At 62.9% G+C, this 16,198-nt stretch carries 16 protein-coding genes and 1 pseudogene; 8 read left to right on the top strand and 9 right to left on the bottom strand.

The annotated features are described in order from the left end of the window. The first annotated feature begins 30 nt into the window (after positions 1-30). Positions 31-780 carry an acyltransferase gene (locus MSTE_RS16565; protein ID WP_057967380.1) on the top strand — a complete coding sequence of 250 codons (750 nt, stop codon included), beginning with the start codon at positions 31-33 and terminating at the stop codon, positions 778-780. Here MSTE_RS16565 and MSTE_RS16560 read toward each other — a convergent pair. The 3 genes from MSTE_RS16560 to MSTE_RS16550 are packed head-to-tail and all read right to left on the bottom strand — an operon-like array spanning position 764 to position 2,065. Continuing rightward, positions 764-1,210 carry a nitroreductase family deazaflavin-dependent oxidoreductase gene (locus MSTE_RS16560; protein ID WP_162291669.1) on the bottom strand — a complete coding sequence of 149 codons (447 nt, stop codon included), beginning with the start codon at positions 1,208-1,210 and terminating at the stop codon, positions 764-766. The genes MSTE_RS16565 and MSTE_RS16560 overlap by 17 nt on opposite strands. Before the next feature lie 28 nt (positions 1,211-1,238). Continuing rightward, the gene (locus MSTE_RS16555) at positions 1,239-1,733 is read right to left on the bottom strand and encodes an SRPBCC family protein (protein ID WP_096502811.1); all 495 of its coding nucleotides are present in this window, start codon (positions 1,731-1,733) and stop codon (positions 1,239-1,241) included. Further along, positions 1,730-2,065 (bottom strand): ArsR/SmtB family transcription factor, encoded by a 336-nt coding sequence (locus MSTE_RS16550; protein ID WP_096502809.1) that lies wholly within the window; start codon positions 2,063-2,065, stop codon positions 1,730-1,732. Before MSTE_RS16550 ends, MSTE_RS16555 begins: the two co-directional genes overlap by 4 nt. 130 nt (positions 2,066-2,195) lie before the next feature. On the opposite strand from MSTE_RS16550, the gene MSTE_RS16545 reads away from it, so the two are divergent. Then, on the top strand, positions 2,196-3,032 hold the full coding sequence (locus tag MSTE_RS16545; RefSeq protein WP_030097129.1) for a metal-dependent hydrolase: 837 nt from the start codon (positions 2,196-2,198) through the stop codon (positions 3,030-3,032). Positions 3,033-3,043: 11 nt separating this feature from the next. Further along, the gene (locus MSTE_RS16540; protein WP_096506008.1) at positions 3,044-3,880 is read left to right on the top strand and encodes a metal-dependent hydrolase; all 837 of its coding nucleotides are present in this window, start codon (positions 3,044-3,046) and stop codon (positions 3,878-3,880) included. Between the two features lie 3 nt (positions 3,881-3,883). Here MSTE_RS16540 and MSTE_RS16535 read toward each other — a convergent pair whose 3' ends face one another. After that, a complete protein-coding gene (locus MSTE_RS16535; RefSeq protein ID WP_096502807.1) occupies positions 3,884-4,495 on the bottom strand; it encodes a TetR/AcrR family transcriptional regulator in 612 nt (203 codons plus the stop codon). Positions 4,496-4,585: 90 nt separating this feature from the next. Between MSTE_RS16535 and MSTE_RS16530 the strand changes: the two genes are divergently transcribed. The 4 genes and pseudogenes from MSTE_RS16530 (at position 4,586) to MSTE_RS16515 (ending at position 8,345) form a co-directional block, all read left to right on the top strand. Next, positions 4,586-5,062: a hypothetical protein gene (locus MSTE_RS16530; RefSeq protein ID WP_096502805.1), complete on the top strand. Its 477-nt coding sequence runs from the start codon at positions 4,586-4,588 to the stop codon at positions 5,060-5,062. A 136-nt stretch (positions 5,063-5,198) separates the two neighbouring features. Further along, positions 5,199-6,178: pseudogene (locus tag MSTE_RS16525) on the top strand (esterase family protein). 84 nt (positions 6,179-6,262) lie between these two features. Then, a complete protein-coding gene (locus tag MSTE_RS16520; protein ID WP_096502803.1) occupies positions 6,263-7,654 on the top strand; it encodes an NAD(P)/FAD-dependent oxidoreductase in 1,392 nt (463 codons plus the stop codon). A 49-nt stretch (positions 7,655-7,703) separates the two neighbouring features. Beyond that, the gene (locus MSTE_RS16515) at positions 7,704-8,345 is read left to right on the top strand and encodes a TetR/AcrR family transcriptional regulator (protein ID WP_096502801.1); all 642 of its coding nucleotides are present in this window, start codon (positions 7,704-7,706) and stop codon (positions 8,343-8,345) included. A 5-nt stretch (positions 8,346-8,350) separates the two neighbouring features. Here the strand turns inward: MSTE_RS16515 and MSTE_RS16510 are convergent, their stop codons facing one another. After that, positions 8,351-8,674: a branched-chain amino acid transporter permease gene (locus MSTE_RS16510; protein WP_096502799.1), complete on the bottom strand. Its 324-nt coding sequence runs from the start codon at positions 8,672-8,674 to the stop codon at positions 8,351-8,353. After that, on the bottom strand, positions 8,667-9,395 hold the full coding sequence (locus MSTE_RS16505; protein ID WP_096502797.1) for an AzlC family ABC transporter permease: 729 nt from the start codon (positions 9,393-9,395) through the stop codon (positions 8,667-8,669). Before MSTE_RS16505 ends, MSTE_RS16510 begins: the two co-directional genes overlap by 8 nt. Positions 9,396-9,474: 79 nt before the next feature. Between MSTE_RS16505 and MSTE_RS16500 the strand changes: the two genes are divergently transcribed. Continuing rightward, the gene (locus MSTE_RS16500; RefSeq protein WP_096502795.1) at positions 9,475-9,915 is read left to right on the top strand and encodes an Lrp/AsnC family transcriptional regulator; all 441 of its coding nucleotides are present in this window, start codon (positions 9,475-9,477) and stop codon (positions 9,913-9,915) included. A gap of 41 nt (positions 9,916-9,956) precedes the next feature. On the opposite strand, the gene MSTE_RS16495 is transcribed toward MSTE_RS16500, so the two are convergent. The 3 genes from MSTE_RS16495 to MSTE_RS16485 form a co-directional block, all read right to left on the bottom strand. Continuing rightward, complete coding sequence (locus MSTE_RS16495; protein WP_096502793.1) at positions 9,957-11,489, bottom strand: PPE domain-containing protein; 1,533 nt, start codon at positions 11,487-11,489, stop codon at positions 9,957-9,959. A 268-nt stretch (positions 11,490-11,757) separates the two neighbouring features. Beyond that, positions 11,758-13,506, bottom strand: a complete 1,749-nt coding sequence (locus MSTE_RS16490; protein ID WP_096502791.1) for an ABC transporter ATP-binding protein — start codon at positions 13,504-13,506, stop codon at positions 11,758-11,760. After that, on the bottom strand, positions 13,506-16,076 hold the full coding sequence (locus MSTE_RS16485) for an ABC transporter ATP-binding protein/permease (RefSeq protein WP_096501086.1): 2,571 nt from the start codon (positions 16,074-16,076) through the stop codon (positions 13,506-13,508). The genes MSTE_RS16490 and MSTE_RS16485 overlap by 1 nt, the downstream gene beginning before the upstream one ends. Positions 16,077-16,198 lie beyond the last annotated feature (122 nt).

Genomic DNA, 16,198 nt, shown 5'->3' with positions numbered 1-16,198 from the left:
GCTCTGCCGCGTCCCGTAGGCTGTGCGGCCATGACGACGATGTGGGGCGCTCCCCTGCACAAGCGGTGGCGCGGACAGCGCCTGCGCGACCCGGCACAGGCCAAATTCCTGACCAAGGCCTCATTGCGATGGGTGATCGCGAACAAGGCATACACACCGTGGTACCTGGTGCGGTACTGGCGGCTGCTCAAGTTCAAGCTCTCCAATCCGCACATCGTCACGCGCGGCATGCTGTTCCTGGGCAAGAACGTCGAGATCCACTGCACACCAGAGCTGGCCCGGATGGAGATCGGCCGGTGGGTGCACATCGGCGACGGAAACTCGTTGCGCGCACACGAGGGGTCGCTGCGGCTGGGCGACAAGGTGGTGTTCGGTAAGGACAACGTCGTCAACGCCTACATCGACATCGAGTTCGGTGACTCGGCCCTGATGGCGGACTGGTGCTACGTGTGCGATTTCGACCATCGGATGGAAGACATCACCTACCCGATCAAGGACCAGGGCATCGTCAAGTCCCCGGTGCGCATCGGCCCGGATACCTGGATCGCCACCAAGGTGACGATCCTGCGGGACACCATCGTCGGCCGCGGCTGCGTGCTCGGCGCTCACGCCGTGGTCAAGGGTGTCATTCCGGATTACTCGATTGCGGTCGGCGCCCCGGCCAGGGTCGTCAAGAACCGGAAGGTGGCCTGGGACGCCTCGGCCGCACAACGTGCTCAGCTGGCCGAGGCGCTGGCCGATATCGAACGTAAGAAGGCGGCCGCTAACTCACCGGAGTGAGGGTGAACAGCGGGAACACCCGCGTGGTGCGCTTCGTGTACTCGGCATAGGGCGGGAAGGCCGCCACGGCACGTTCCCACCAGGTCGCGCGCTCGATGTCGTTCGAGATTTCCTCGGCACGGACGGTCTGGACGTTTTCGCCGTCGCGCAGCTCGAAGACCGGATTGGCACGCAGATTCGCGACCCAGGCGGGGTTCTTCGGGGCGCCGCCGATCGAGCCGACCGCGAGGTACACGCCCTCGTGTTCCACTCGCATGAGTGGCGCCTTGCGGATCTGTCCCGATTTCGCGCCGACGGTGTACAAGATCACGACGGGGATGCCTTCTAACGTGGTGCCCTCGACGCCGCCGCTGGATTCGTAGATCTCGATCTGTTCATCGACCCACTGTGGGTTCGCGGCGATGTATTCGAAGGTGAATTCGTTGGTCACCGTGGCTGCAACACCTGCCATGGGCGTGCTATTTCAGGTCACCCAGCAGATCCTCGATGCGGTTGTAGCTGACCTGCATGCCCACCTCCATGCCGGATTCGATGTGTCCGTCGCGATGCTCCTTACAGCTGTGCTGTACCAAAACCCGCATGGTGGTGACCCCATCGACCTCGTCCAGGGTGGTGGACACCAGGGCCGACGCATCGGGCATCCCCTCGTAGACCTCGGTATTGACCAACCGGTGGGGTCTGTCGATCTCGTGGTACTCGCCGTGGAACCCGACCTCCATGTCCGGCGCGGATTCGCACGGTTGGCTGACCACATACCGCCATGTGCCACCGACTCGCAGATCGATATCGCAGACCTGCCAGTGCGCGGTCTCGAATCCCCACCAGCGCTTGACCAGATCGGGCTCGGTGAGTGTCCGAAAGACCAGTGCAGCTGGCGCGTCAAAGGATCGGGTGATGAGAATCGTTGTATCCGAGGGAAGTTCGACGGTGGCGCTGCCATACCGACTGCTCATGGGGTTTCCTCCTGTAGTTCGGTGAGTAGGTCGTCGAGCCGGTTGAGGCGCTCGTTCCAGGTGCGTTCAAACGCGGTCACCCAGTCATGGACGGGCCGCAGAGCCGCACCGTTGACGCGATAGAAGCGGTGCCGTCCATGTGAGCGCACCCGCACCAGATCGACGGCGCGGAGCACGCCCAGATGCTTCGACACCTGCGGCTGACCCATCCTGGTCCGCGCCACCAGATCGTTCACCGTGACCTCGCCGGTGCCGATGGCACGGAGAAGGTCGCGACGGCCGGCCTCCGCGATCGCATTGAACGCATCGGCGGTGGTGGGGGTGCGAGCCATGGAGGAAACATATACCGATATAGGCATATGTCAAGCCCGGAATCCTCGGAATATCAGCGGATTGCGGTACCCTGAGCGCGTCGGCGATGCCGACCGAAATCAGTCATTGCGGGGTAGTGGGAAGCTGAGTATGGACAGGCCGATCAAGACCCGCCGTATCAAGTTTCGCTACCAACCTGGTTCGCTGGATCGTCATTTTGTACAAGGTGACCTGGTGTCTAGCCACATGATGGCGATGCTGTCGGCGGTGTTTCCGGAGGGTGAGGAGTTCTTCATCCGGTCGGTCCGGCGTTACTCGGACCAGATCACCGATCCTGAGCTCAAAAAGCAGGTGGCCGGGTTCATCGGCCAGGAGATGACACACGGGCGCGAACATCGCGAACTCAACGAGCGCCTGCAGGAGATGGGGTATCCCACCGCGTTCGTGGAGCGGCTGGCTCGGCGCATTTTCAACTTCCAGACCCGGAATTACCCGCCGATCTACACCTTGGCCGTCACAGCCGCGTTGGAGCATTACACCGCGGTCCTTGCCGAGACCTTGCTGACCGATCAGCGCGCCCTGGACATGCTGGGTGAGGGCGAGGTGCGTTCCATGCTGCTGTGGCATGCCTTCGAGGAAGCCGAGCACCGGTGCGTGACCTTCGATGTCTACCGCGCCGTCGGTGGTAGCGAGCGGCTACGCATCTGGGTGATGCGCCGCACCACCATCGCGTTCATCTACACCACATTCTTTGAGACGGTGATCTCGCTGCTGCGTGATAAGGCCGCCTACAACCCGGTTCGCTTGGTGAAAAGCATTGCGGCGTTGCGGCACTTACCGTTCCTGAGTCGTGAGGTGCGTCGCCGCATCGGTGAGTACAACCGTCCGGGATTCCATCCCAACGACTCCGACAATTCCGAACTGATCGAGAAATGGCATGCCGAGCTCTTCGGGGAGAACGGACAGCTGACCGGCCATCTGCACTAGCCGAGGTGATGGTGGAGCGGGAGATCAAGACCAGACGGATCAGGTTTCGCTATCCGGCCGGTTCCCTGCGGCGTCACTACGTGCAGGACGACCTGGGCATGAGTCATGTGGTGTCAGTGCTTTCGGCGGCCTTTCCCGAGGGTGAGGCCTTCATGATTCGTTCGGTGCGCGCGGTTGCCGACCAGCTCACCGATCCGGTGCTCAAGAAGCAGGTGGCAGGCTTCATCGGGCAGGAAGCCACGCATAGCCGCGAGCACCGTGACCTCAACGAGCGGCTGCAGCAGATGGGTTATCCGACCGCGTTTGTCGACCGGGCGACCCGCAGGGTTCTGGAAACGCGCTCACGCTTCTCGTCTCCCCGGTACTGCCTTGCGATGACAGCCGCGCTGGAGCATTACACCGCGATTCTCGCCGAGACCTTGCTGACAGATCAGCGGGCCTTGGACATGCTGGGTGAGGGAGAGGTGCGTTCCATGCTGCTGTGGCACGCGCTGGAGGAGTCTGAGCATCGCACGGTGGCGTTCGACGTTTACCAGGCCATCGGCGGAACCAATCGTATGCGGGTATCGGTCATGTGGTTCACCACATTTGGGTTCTTCACCCTTGCCGCATGTGCGTCGTTCATCTCGCTGTTCCGGGATCGGGACTTCTACAACCCCAGGATCTTCTTTCCAAGTGCTATCCGGCTGTTCCGTTCGCCGTTCTTCTCACGTGAGGTGATCCGGCGATTGATGTCCTACAGTCGCAAGGATTTTCACCCCGATGAGGTAGACAACACCGAACTCATCGCGAGGTGGAATGCTCTGTTGTTTGGTGAGCAGGGGCAGATCGCCGATCATTTGCACTGACCCTCAGTGAGTCAGGTACCGCGTCAACATATCGACCAGCTGGTCCTCGAACAGCTGCGTATCGACCGGCCGTGGACCGGCCACCAGGCGGTGTACCAGTGACTCGATGGTCGCCACCACCATCCTTGCCGCCATGGCTGTTTCGGCTATCCGGACCTCGGGGTGTGTTGCCAGGAGCGTCTCGGCCGCAGCGACGACGGCATCTTCCGACCGGTGCAGCATGGCCAGGAACTCGGGTGGGCGCGGCGCCTCTTCAAAGAGCACCCGGTGCAACCGTGGGTTGTCGCGATGGTTGTCGATGGCTGCCCTGATAAAGACTCGCAGGGTGTCTTCGATCGAATTGGGCAGTCCCGCAGACAGATGCCGCTGGATGAGGGCGAACCCTTCCTCGGTGTGCGCGGTCATCAACTCGACGAGGATGGAGTCCTTGTTGGGGAAGTACTGATACAGCGAGCCGATCGAGATATCGGCCCGCTCGGCGATGCGATTGGTGGTCCCGGCGGCGTAACCGAAGTCGGCGAAAACGTGAGCAGCCGCATCGAGGATGCGCCGCCGGGTGGCCCCTGCGCGGTCCTGTCGTGGCTGCTTGCGTGGCTGTAGCCGGGTGTTGAGCATGGTGTTGGCACCTTCCCCGAAAGCGAGTACCGCTTATGTGAGTAATTACTCATAATAGTGATTGACCAGCATATATGGAAGGAAAATGAGATGCGGACGGTCTATCTGGAAACTGAACTTCCCACCGACGCCGACCGGGTGTGGAGTGCGATGCGATATGCCGGCACCTTCCTGTATCTGTGCCGTGGATTGTTCGGCATTCCCGCGCTGACGGGGCGCACCGACCCCATGCGGGTGGGTGAGATCGGCACCGCATGGCTGTGGGGGTTGCATCTGATTCCGTTGTACCGACACACCATTCACGTGATCGAGGTCGACGAGGAGACCCATACCGTGCGCACCAACGAGCGTGGTGGCATTCTGCGCACCTGGAACCACACCCTTCATGTGAAATCCCTCGGGGACGGTCGCTGCCGGTACAGCGACTCCATAGACATCGATGCCGGGCCGCTCACCGCGCTGGCAGCCAGGGGAGCGACGGCGATCTTCCGCTATCGACAGCGGCGCTGGCACAAGCTCGTCGACAAGCACCTGCTGCCGGAGGGGCCGGCGTACACCCGGGTGTGACGGCAACAGTCGCCGACCGTGTGGTGTGGCAAACGTCACGGCCTTGCCGCCCATTCACGGTAGAGACGCAACGTGTTAGCGTTTTAAACACTGTTTAGATCACTGTTCTTTCTCCCCTGGAAGGGAAGTCCAGCCGATGAAGCGCGTTTCTTCGATGCGTGGTGCCACCATCCGTTTTGTTACCGCCGCAGCCCTTGCGGTCGCGGTTCTGCCGGCGTTCGTCGGTGTCTCCGGCGGCTCGGTGGTGGCGAATGCCTTTTCGCACCCGGGGCTTCCGGTTGAGTATCTGGAAGTGCCCTCGGCCGCGATGGGTCGCGATATCAAGGTTCAGTTTCAGGGAGGCGGCCCTAAGGCTGTCTATCTCCTTGACGGGCAGCGCGCTCGCGAGGATTTCAGCGGATGGGATATCGAGACCACGGCGTTCGAGGACTATTACCAATCGGGTATCTCGATGGTCTTGCCCGTCGGCGGACAATCCAGCAACTATACGGACTGGTACCGCCCGGCCAAGGGCAAAGACGGTGTGTGGACCTACAAATGGGAGACCTTCCTGACCGGCGAACTGCCGCAATGGCTGGCCGCCAATCGGGGGTTTCGGCCACAGGTAACGCCATCGTCGGGCTATCGATGGCGGGCCCGTCAGCATTGACCCTGTCGATCTACCACCCGCAGCAGTTCATCTACGCGGGGGCTCTCTCGGCGCCGTTGCACCCGTCGGCCAATAAATGGCAGATCTCCATCTCGATGTCCGACGCCGGCGGGTTCAATTCCGAAGACATGTGGGGGCCCGAGAGTGACCCAGCCTGGGTTCGCAACGACCCGTACCTGAACATCGACAAGTTGATTGCCAACAACACCCGACTGTGGATCTACTGCGGAAATGCGCAGGCCACCGATCTTGATAAGGACCGCAACGGCTTTGAGAACCTCGCGGGCGGAGTCATCGAGGGGCAGGTCATCGACGCCAACAAGCAATTCGCAGACGCCTATACGGCGGCGGGCGGCAAGAACGCTCATTTCGAATTCCCGGCGGGCGGCATCCACAACTGGACCTACTGGGGACAGCAGCTGCGGGCGATGAAGGCCGACCTGGTGGGTTACCTGACCAGAGCCTAGGAGCGAGCGCCCATATTGACATTTGGTCCAGTTTCGTTAACGTAGCCGACTACACCATTCGGTCTAGTCGGTGGAGGGTTGTCGATGGACAAGTTCGACGTGGCGATCGTCGGCGCACGATGTGCTGGTGCCTCGCTCGCCATTCAGCTGGCACGGCAGGGGCTCTCGGTGTGCTTGCTCGATAAGGCCCGATTCCCCGCGGACAAGGCTTCGACGCACCTTTTCACGCCCAGCGGCACAGCAGTTTTGGAGCGTTTGGGTGTGCTCGACGACGTCGTGGACGCAGGGGCGATGCCGCTGCGTACAGTGCGATTGCGCAGCAACGACGTGGCGGTGGCCACCCGGCCGGACCCTGCGGTCATCGGGGTGATGCTCGGCATTCGGCGCGAGACATTCGACCTGATTCTTGTCGAGCACGCCGCCCGCGCGGGTGTCGAGATTCGCACCGGATGCCTTGTCGACGGTGTTCTCACGGATAGGGGGCGGGTGGTCGGAGTTGAAACGCGAGGAGGATCGGTCTATGCGAACCTGGTGGTTGGTGCCGACGGGCAGCATTCTCGGATGGCCGAATACGTTGGGGCGCAGGAGTATTTGACTACACCGGGATCGTACATGCCTACGTGGTCTTTCTACGAGGGTGCGACCCCTCCGTATGACCTGGTGATGGGTCGAGTAGGGGAGGGGAACGGCATCGCGCTTCCGTTGGATAACGGCATCTACATCGCCATGATGGGTACACCGATGGCCAAGGCCGATGCCTTTCTGGCGGACCGTTACGCGAACTTCGATGCCGCGCTGGCACGTTGGCCCGAGATGGCCGAGGCGGTCACGGGGGCGACGCGGCGGGGGCCGTTGCGCATCCTGCGGCACTGGCACGGCTACTTCCGCACTGCGGCCGGACCTGGCTGGGTGCTCGTGGGGGATGCCGGTCGCTTCAAGGATCCCGCACCGGGGCAGGGCATGGCCGATGCGTTCCGCCAGAGTGAATCGCTGGCCGCCCGCATTGCGGTCGGTCTGGGTGGCGGCACCATCGATGACGAGCTGCGGAGTTGGTGGCAATGGCGCGACGCTGATGCGCTGGAAATGTATTGGGCTGCAGCGACCCTAGGCGAGTTGACTAATCCGCCCGCGATTACCGACTCCGCTTTCCGGGCGCTGGGAAAGAGCGATGCTGCCGTCGAGCGCGTACTGGAGGCGATCTTGCCGCGTACCGTCAAGCCGCACGGTGCCGTTCGTCTACGGGACGCGTCGCGGCTGGCTGCGTACGTCGCCGCAGCGGTTGTCAGACATCCGAGTCAGCTTGCGCCGACGATCAAGGCGGCGAGGTGGCAGGTACGTCAGATAACGCGACTTGCACTTGCCCATCCCGGGCATTGGCTCGGTGCGCGGCGATACCGGGAACTGCCCGTGTTACCACCGCGACGGGGCGTGCCGGATGTTTTCGAGCCCGAGTTCTCGGTGCCCGAAGCGGGATAAGACGTGCAGCTCGATCTAGTTACTACCCTGACGATGTTTGAATGGGCGGGTGGAACAACCGGATGCCCGCACCAGGCTGCTAGAGGCCACCGAACAGGTGCTGTTCGAAGACGGAGTCGCGGGCCTGTCCATACGCCGGGTGACGGGCCTGGCCGGAATGAATGTCAATGCCGTCAATTACACCTTCGGGAGCAAGGACGCGCTCTTACGCGCGCTCATGATGCGGATCATGGAGCCGGCTTTGGTTGAGCGCAGTCGCCGGCTCACCGAGGTGGCCGGAACTCCGGGGCACAGAATCGAGGATCTTGTCGAGGCCTTCTTGGGGCCGCAGGTGCGTGCGAGTCCTCAACAGATCGCGCTGTTCGTCGAACTCGGGATCAAACCCCGGCTCGGCGGCGATGAGCGGTTCGAACCAACAAGGGAAGACATCGTCCAGTCGGGAATAGGCCAGATGGTCACCGCGCTGATCCCGCTACTCCCGGAGGTACCTTTGCCGGTGATCGCCTTTCGGGTAGAGACAATGTTGGGAATGTCCCTCATGCATGTGTTGGGCAGGACCCATCTCGCCGCCAAATATGGCCTGGCGCAAGGCGACGGAGAGCAGGATCTCATCGACGACATCGTCAGCTTCTTCTCTCACGCGCTAGCCGCACCGACGGAGTTGCGACCGTTGCCGGAATCTGAGATGTAGGACGCTTAGTTCAGGTTGGTGATGATCAGGCAGGCGAGGGTGCCGACCACGATGCTGAGCACCGCGTTGCGTCGCCAGAGATGTATGCCCACAGTCGTGACAACGCCGACGATGGGCCCGGCGCCGTGGGACGGTCCCGCCAGGTTGATCGTCGAAAGGCAATACACGGCAAGGATGGCGGTGGCGCCCAGTGGAATCCAGCGTCCCAGGTCGGCAGCCAGCTCGCTGTTCTTGATGGCGTTTCGCGCGGCGAAGGGTAGAGCCCGCAAGGCGAAGGTGATCACCACGGCCGAGGCCAAAGCCACCGCGATGTAAGCGGGTTCAGGCATGGCCTGCCCGGTCTTCCGTACCGGAACGGCTGAGGTGGTGCCGGACAACAAGAGTGACGGTGTAACAGCACATGGCCACGAGAATCATCGCGCCAGGGGCGATCGCCAGTGCCGCGAGTGCCGCCACCATCGCGAGCGCGATACCCGGGATATCCGGCCGCAAACGGTAGGTGTCAAGAACGAGCACCAAGAACATGGCGATGAGCACGAAATCCAGCCCCTTCAGTCCGCTGAGGAAGGAGGCTCCGGCGAGACCGCCGGTGGTCGCCCCGGCAACCCACGAAAGGTGCAGACCGCATTGGGTCCACAGAATCCGGCGCGAGCTCAACGCCCGGTGGTCCAGCGCGGTGATCAATGCGTAGGCCTCGTCACATAGCGCGAACATGCTGTACGACTTGCCCAGTCGGCTGGCGACTCGGTCAAGGGGGAATGACATCCCGTAGAAGAGATGGCGGGAATTCACCAGGAATGTCGTCAGCGCTATGGCCGGCACTGATGCGCCCGCGGACAGCATGCCGATCAAGATGAACTCGACCGAGCCGGCGAACAGGACTCCGGAGATGATCGGTGCCAGCCACCAGGGGAGCCCGTGAGAGGTGACCACGACGCCTAATCCGATACCGAGGGCAAACAACCCCGCCCAGACAACACCAGCGTGGCTGACTGCTTTGACCAGCTCATCCCGGTGTCGAGACTGCGGCGGCAACACCTCCTGATTCATGCAGCAATCATAGAGCGGCACGCGAGCATGATGATTGTGCATATTGCTCATAAGGGAGTCATTACGGCAATATAGATGCATGGACAGGCTTGATCACGCAATAATCGATCAGCTGCAGGTTAGCGGTCGCCTGACGAATCAGGAGTTGGCTGACCGAGTCGGCCTCACCCCGGCCCCGTGCTTGCGACGCGTCCGCCGTTTGGAGGCCGAGGGCGTCATCACCGGCTACACCGCGTTGGTGAATCCAGCGGCACTGGGGCGCGACTTCGAGGTGATCATCTACGCCGATCTCGTGGCCAAAGACCTCGCCACTGTGGCGTCTTTCGAGGAGCGCCTAGTCGCGATGGACGAAGTCGCCGAACTCAGGCGCATGTTCGGTATTCCCGACTACTTCATCCGGGTGCAGACCGCCGACCTAGCGGCCTATGAGCAGTGGTTGAGCATCAAGCTCATGGGCGACCCGGCGATCGCCCGCGTTGACTCGCGGCTGACCATGAAGCTTCTCAAATCACGCCGCTGAGTCGGCGCAACGCGCACGCTGACGATCAGTTGAAGCCCCTGTCAGTGCTCATCCGGTGTTGGCGGAGAGGGGGTTTCATCGGGATCTGTGCTCCATGTGGTGGGGAGCATGGGTGTCGTCCTGGTGCCATCCATCGCACCGGTGTCGTTGCCGACGTTTTCGCGGGCGACGAGCCCGGCCGCCGTGGGGGCGGCGGTGGTCTTCGAGATGGTGCCGGCCAACCCGAGGTGTCCCGTGCCGCGGGTTGACGCGGTGCTTTGGCTTTGCGTGGATCTCGGCGGCTCGCCGAAATCGGCGTCGACGGTCACATTCATGTCCATGTACTGCGGTGCTGGGTCTTTCACTCGTGCACCACGTTTGCGCCGGGCTCGCGAGCGGGCAGATGCCGCCGCGGCGGCTGCCGCAGAGATTCCGGAGGCCGGGGCCTGGGCCTTGCTGCCCTCGTTGAGGGTCGGTCCGAAACGAACGGCTGGTGGTTCTTCGGGTCTCACGCCGACGAGGTAAGGCGTAAACGCCGCGGTGGCGGTGGTGGGGGCCGGAGCCGGAGCCGGGGCCGATGGTGCAGGTGCCGTTCCAGTCGGTACCGGAACGCCCGTGGGCGCCAACGCGATCGCAGGAAGGGACTCAATGTGCTCGCGCTGCACGGGGGCGGTATTGCGGAGCTCAGGCTGAACTTCATCGGCCGGTGCCTCGACGGCGGGGGGCTGCAGATACTGCCAGGCCGCCAAGATCAGTAGCGGCAGCCACAGTGGTGCTGAGAGCAATGCTGCCCAGAACAGCCAAAACACCTGTGCGAATAGCACGTACGTCATTGAAGCGAGTACCAGCAGGAACGGCAGCCAGGTGGCCAATGCGGCCCCCGGGTTGCGGATGAAATCTCCGATGATTCGGATCAGCGTGCCCAGCGGGTCGCGGAAGAAATCCATCAGCTGATCGATGACGCTGTTGCTGCTGTCCAACGCCGAACCGGATTCCGCGGCTTGAGCCTGTGCTGCGAGTCCGGACATGTCAGCCATGCGCAACATCAGGCCGGCGGGCTCCATGATGGGCGGAGAAGGAGTCGCCGGAGGCGCCGACGCCACCGCGGTGCTCGAAACCCCTTGGTAGACACCCATGGTGGTGGCAGCCTGTACCCACATGCGCAGATAGTCGGCCTCGTTGAGCGCGAGTGGGATCGTGTTGATCCCAAAGAAGTTTGTGCCCAACAAGATGCCGTGAATCGTGTGGTTCATCGCCAATTCGGGCAAGGTCGGCATGGCCGCCAAGGCTGTGGTGTAGGCCGCGGCGCTTGCTTCCTGCAGTGCTGCGTTGGAGGCGCTCGCTGCGCTCTGCTGAGTCAGCCAAGTCAAGTAGGGCGCATGGCTGGCCACATATTGGGCGGCGCTGGGCCCCTGCCATGCCCCTGCTGCGGCCGAGCCCAGCAGCTGGGTCAACTCCGTTGCTGCCGTGGCGTACTCGGTCGATAGTGCTTGCCACTGCGCTGCGGAAGCCAGCATCGGGCCGGGGCCTGGGCCAGCGCTGAGCAGTGCCGAATGTACTTCCGGGGGAAACGCCATCCATATGGGCGCCGACATCCCCGCTAACCCCCGGCGCTCATGTGCTCGGCCTTGCTGGGTTCGGGCTGAACTGCCCGTTCCTGATTGCTCAACTTACAGCCTTTCCATGATTTGAAGGCTCGCCCGACAACGCATCAGCGCGAGTAAATTAGCATTGGCTTACCTAATTTGTCGAGACCTCCGGTTACGGGATTGCCAGGGATGACGAATCGAATCCGTTTGAGCAGTGATGATTACGTCGAGGTGCGTCGCAACAATCAGGCCGCATTCTGCTAGCGAAATGGCGTTAGTTGGCGTTTGTGGTGATGCGCCATCCGGTGGTGGATTCTTGCTGGCGCCAGAATTCTGCGAAACGGCCTCCGAGGGAGCTGAGTTCGGTGATCGAGCCTTGTTCGATGATGTGGCCGTTGTTGATGAAGAGCACGTGATCGGCGTTGCGGATCGCGTTGAGCCGGTGGGCGATCATGATTTTGGTGCGGGGGCGTGGGTCGTTGTTGATGGCGTCGGTGATTGCGGTTTCGTTTTCGGTGTCCAGGGCGCTGGTGGCTTCGTCGATGAGCAGGACGGGGGCGGGTTTGATGAGTGCGCGGGCGATGCTGACGCGTTGGCGTTCACCGCCGGATAGGGCGGTGCCGGCTTCGCCGACGCGGGATTGTTCGGCATCGGGCAGGCGTTCGATGATCTCGTCGACGCGAGCCAGCGCCATCGCTCCGCGCGCCTCCTCGTCAGCGGCCGTGGGGTGCCCGACGAGAACGTTGTCGCGAATCGGCCCATCGAAGAGGTAGGGGTGTTGGAACACCATGCTGACCAGGGAGCGGCGGCTGGCGGTGTCCAATGTTGCGACATCGGTTCCGTCGATGAGGATTTGGCCGCTTTCTGGTTGTTGTAGCCCGGCGATGAGGGCGAGGATGGTGCTCTTCCCGGATCCAGATGGCCCGATGACGGCGGTGGTGGCAGCGGGTTCGAGGATGAAGTTGATGTCTTTGAGGACGTGTTCGCCGGTGCTGTCATACCGGAAGGTGACGTTGCGGAATTCGATGCGTGGGGCGGGGGTGTCGGCGGATGCGACGGCATCTCCGGGCTGATCGGCCGCCTCGGTGGTGATGATGGTGTTGAGGCGCTCGAACACGCCACGTGAGTTCTCGACGGCCCCGCCCAGGCCCGCCAGCACGGTGAATGGTTCTAGGAATCGGACCACGATGACCATGAGTGCGACGGCTTCGGGTGCCCCGATCTCGCCGCGCACCGCCAGGGCTGTCGCGGTGCCGGCGAGCAGGATGAGGGTGATTTGGCTGACGATGCTGAACAGCAGCTGACCGGGGATCTGAAAGAGTAAGAGCCGCATGGTCGCACCACGTGCTGTCGCGACGGCTTGGCCGGCCTGGCTGCGGGCGGGGCTGACGCGTCGGCTGGCTCGTAGGGCGGCTTGGGTGCGTGCGAATTCCAGGATGCGTTCGGTCAGTGCGCTGTGGGCTTTGGTGTCTGCTTCGTCGGCGGTGCGCACGATGCGGATGCTGGCCAGCAACGTGCCCAGGAGCAGCGGCAGGGTGATGAGCGCCGCAACACCGAGCTTCCACGAGATGAAGAACAATCCGATGGTGATGGCTGCCGGTAACAACACCGCCCCGATCATCGGGGTCAGTAGGTTGGCGATGAATCCGACGAGGTCGGGGCCGCCGGAGGAGATCGCCTGGCGGGCCATGGCGGTGTGTTCGGCGGTGAACCAGCTCAGTGGGATGTGGGTGAGCCGGTCGGCGACTTGGTGTTGTGAGTCGTTGAGTAGGGCGAATCCGATGCGGTAGCCGAGGCGGGCCAGCGCGGTGTCGACGATCCAGCCGCCGACGGTGACCGCGGTGAGTACTCCGAGCCAGGGCAGTGCGTCGGTGGGGGTGGTGCCGAACAGGGCGCCGAGCAGCGGAACGAGAAGCAGGCAGCCCGCGGCGCGTAAAACCACGGACAGCACCGAGAGCGCGCTGTAGGTGTAGAGGGAGTTGCGGTGTGTGGGGGGGATGAGGCGAATGAGGTGGGTCAGCATCAGATGTTCTCTCCGGCAAGGACGCTCGAGGGTTCTTGTAGGCGTGCGTCCCATAAGCGTCGGTAGCGTCCGTTGTTGTTCACAAGTTCGGTGTGGGTGCCGGTTTCTACCAGGTGGCCCTGGTCGAGGACCACGATCTGGTCGGCGTCGGCGATGGTGTGCAGTCGGTGGGCGATGACGAGCACGGTGCGGTTGTGAACGAGCCGGCCCAGGGCTTGTTGCACCAAATATTCTGATTCGGGGTCGGCGAAGGCGGTGGCTTCGTCCAGGATCAGGATCGGGGTGTCGGCCAGCAGTGCGCGGGCGATGGTGAGGCGTTGTTTTTCGCCGCCGGAGAGTTGGGTGTTGGTGTCCAGGACGGTGTCATAACCGTTGGGCAGCCGCAGGATTCGCTCATGAATCTGCGCATCCCGAGCCGCGGCGTGGATGTCGGTGTCGGTGGCTTCGGGTCGGGCCAGTGCGATGTTTTCCCGGACGGTTCCGGCGACCAGTTGCACGTCCTGGAACACGAATCCGACTTTGGTGTAGAGCTCATCGGCGCTCAGGGCCCGAATATCGGTGCCGTCGATGCGAATAGCGCCGCTATCGACGTCATGGAATCGTGCCAGCAGCGAAGCCAACGTCGACTTACCCGAACCCGACGGGCCCACCAGCGCCGTCACGGTCCCCGGCCGCAGCGTCAAATTCACACCATGAATAACCGGCACCCCCGGCCGATACCCGAACGTCACGGTGTCGAAGGAGACGGAGGTCTCTCCGGCACGCCCCTCGGAAGCCTGCTCGGTCAATTCGGTCTCGCCGAGGGCAACCGCGATATGCCGGGCGGCCTCCACGCCACCACGAATACCGCCAAGGCCGTATGCGATTCCCAGCAGGCGGGTGCCGAAGGTGGTGCCGAGCACCAGGAATGGCAGCAGGGTCGTGGGCTCCATGGCTCCGGCGACGACCAACAGCGTGCCGGCCCCGGCGATCAACCACAGGAACGTTGTCGGCCGGGTGACCAGATCCATAAAGGTCTTCTTCCCGATGAACGGCCGTTGCCATTCATTGAGGAAGGACAGGTATCCGTCCAGCCTGCGTTTGAACGAGGACGCTGCCGAGCCGCCAAAGATGCGGATCACCGGCTGGCCTTCAAGATAGGCGGCCGATTCTCCGCTCATCCGCTCGCTCCAGCGCGAGGCTTCGATGATCTTCGGGCCGCTCTGGAACATCATGGTCGCCGTCGTCACGAGGTAGATCAGAATGGGCACCAGTAGCAACAGGGTCAGGCGCCAGTCGACGACGAAGAGGTAAATCAGCACCGCCACGGGTCCGACAACGGCGGCCACCGCATCGGGGATCGCGTGGGTGATCAGATAGTGCAGCGACAAGGTGTCGTCCTGAATCAGCTTCTTGACCGATCCCGAACCGCGTTGCGTGAACCACCCCAACGGAACCCGGGACAGCTTCGAGAGGAGCCTTTGCCGAACATCGGCGCTGAACCGTATTTCGACGACGTGCATCCAGACGGTAAGGGCCGCACCGAGAGCGGCGCCGAGCACGAGCAGCGTCAGGAAGATGAATCCGGTGTGCCATAGGCGGGATTCGTCGGCCCCGGCCAACAGCTGGCGGGTGAGCTCCACGAGCACCACGAACGGCGCCAGCTCGACCATGGTGATGATCGCCTGCAGCACACCACCGGCGATCATCTGCTTCTTGACCGGCGCCAACAATTCCCCGGCAGCCTGCGAACGCCAGCGGCCTTGGGGCACTGCAGGTTCCGGGGGAGCGGCAGGATTCTCGGCGACGGGCTTGGGGGCGGCGGGTACCTGTTGAGTATCGGTGTCTCCGCGGCGGCTGCCCATGGCGCGGCCGAAGGTCCAGTAGGCCGCGGCGTGCACGTCGGCCTTGGGGAATCCGAATTGTTCCTTGAGGCGCTTGCGCAGATGTTTGAGCGAGCCCGCTTCAGGTCCTGCCCAGGCGTACCAGTTGGACCAGTCGCGGGCCTCGATTGCGGAGGCCAGTGAGGTTTCATCGGCGCGGTCCACCCAGTGCAGAACCCGTCGGGGATGCTCGGTCAGCGGGATGAGCTCATCGTCGGGGCTGTGGCGTTCCAGATACACCTCGACATCCACATCGGCGGGCAGCGCGGCCAGGATGGAGTTGATCGCCGGGATGGATGCGGAGTCGCCGATGAGCAGGAATCCGGCGGGAAGATCCTCGGGAACCTCAAAACGCGCCGAGCCGAAAGCCACTACCGGAATGGTCATTCCGGGCTGGGCCGCCCCCGCCCACCGGCAGGCGGGCCCGGCGGGCTCGTGGATCACCACATCGATCGCGAACTCGCCGGCCTCGACATCTGTCGAGACGATCGTGTACGCCCGCTGATGTTCGGTGGCACCGCCCTCAGGGTCGGGGAACCAGAACCGCAGCCATTCGGCCGGCGTGTGGAGCAGGTCCTCGAAAAGTGTGGGCGCCGACATCGTCAGCCGCACACAATTCGGTGCGACCTGACTGGTACCGACCACAGTGGCTACATGATCACGCGCCCCAAGCCCGCGCAGCACCGCACCCTGGAAACCTCTACCCATGCTTTGCATCCTCTTTCGTGCTGCTCGCATGCGTGACACACTTAGCTCACCCTAACCAAACGAATTGATATAGGCTAGCCTAGCCAAAGTAAAGATAGGCTAATCTATCTGTGGTGTGTGGG

The organism is [Mycobacterium] stephanolepidis (assembly GCF_002356335.1).
Classification (GTDB): domain Bacteria; phylum Actinomycetota; class Actinomycetes; order Mycobacteriales; family Mycobacteriaceae; genus Mycobacterium; species Mycobacterium stephanolepidis.
Note: the sequence above shows the minus strand (reverse complement) of the source record. Positions and strands in the feature narration are given on the sequence as shown.

Bases quoted from the DNA above. Each gene is read 5' to 3' on its own strand.
- MSTE_RS16530 (WP_096502805.1), top strand. From the start codon at position 4,586: ATGCGGACGGTCTATCTGGAAACTGAACTTCCCACCGACGCCGACCGG.
- MSTE_RS16505 (WP_096502797.1), bottom strand. From the start codon at position 9,395: ATGAATCAGGAGGTGTTGCCGCCGCAGTCTCGACACCGGGATGAGCTG.
- MSTE_RS16535 (WP_096502807.1), bottom strand. From the start codon at position 4,495: ATGCTCAACACCCGGCTACAGCCACGCAAGCAGCCACGACAGGACCGC.
- MSTE_RS16485 (WP_096501086.1), bottom strand. From the start codon at position 16,076: ATGGGTAGAGGTTTCCAGGGTGCGGTGCTGCGCGGGCTTGGGGCGCGT.
- MSTE_RS16550 (WP_096502809.1), bottom strand. From the start codon at position 2,065: ATGGCTCGCACCCCCACCACCGCCGATGCGTTCAATGCGATCGCGGAG.
- MSTE_RS16490 (WP_096502791.1), bottom strand. From the start codon at position 13,506: ATGCTGACCCACCTCATTCGCCTCATCCCCCCCACACACCGCAACTCC.
- MSTE_RS16565 (WP_057967380.1), top strand. From the start codon at position 31: ATGACGACGATGTGGGGCGCTCCCCTGCACAAGCGGTGGCGCGGACAG.
- MSTE_RS16500 (WP_096502795.1), top strand. From the start codon at position 9,475: ATGGACAGGCTTGATCACGCAATAATCGATCAGCTGCAGGTTAGCGGT.
- MSTE_RS16545 (WP_030097129.1), top strand. From the start codon at position 2,196: ATGGACAGGCCGATCAAGACCCGCCGTATCAAGTTTCGCTACCAACCT.
- MSTE_RS16495 (WP_096502793.1), bottom strand. From the start codon at position 11,489: ATGTCGGCGCCCATATGGATGGCGTTTCCCCCGGAAGTACATTCGGCA.
- MSTE_RS16510 (WP_096502799.1), bottom strand. From the start codon at position 8,674: ATGCCTGAACCCGCTTACATCGCGGTGGCTTTGGCCTCGGCCGTGGTG.
- MSTE_RS16555 (WP_096502811.1), bottom strand. From the start codon at position 1,733: ATGAGCAGTCGGTATGGCAGCGCCACCGTCGAACTTCCCTCGGATACA.
- MSTE_RS16520 (WP_096502803.1), top strand. From the start codon at position 6,263: ATGGACAAGTTCGACGTGGCGATCGTCGGCGCACGATGTGCTGGTGCC.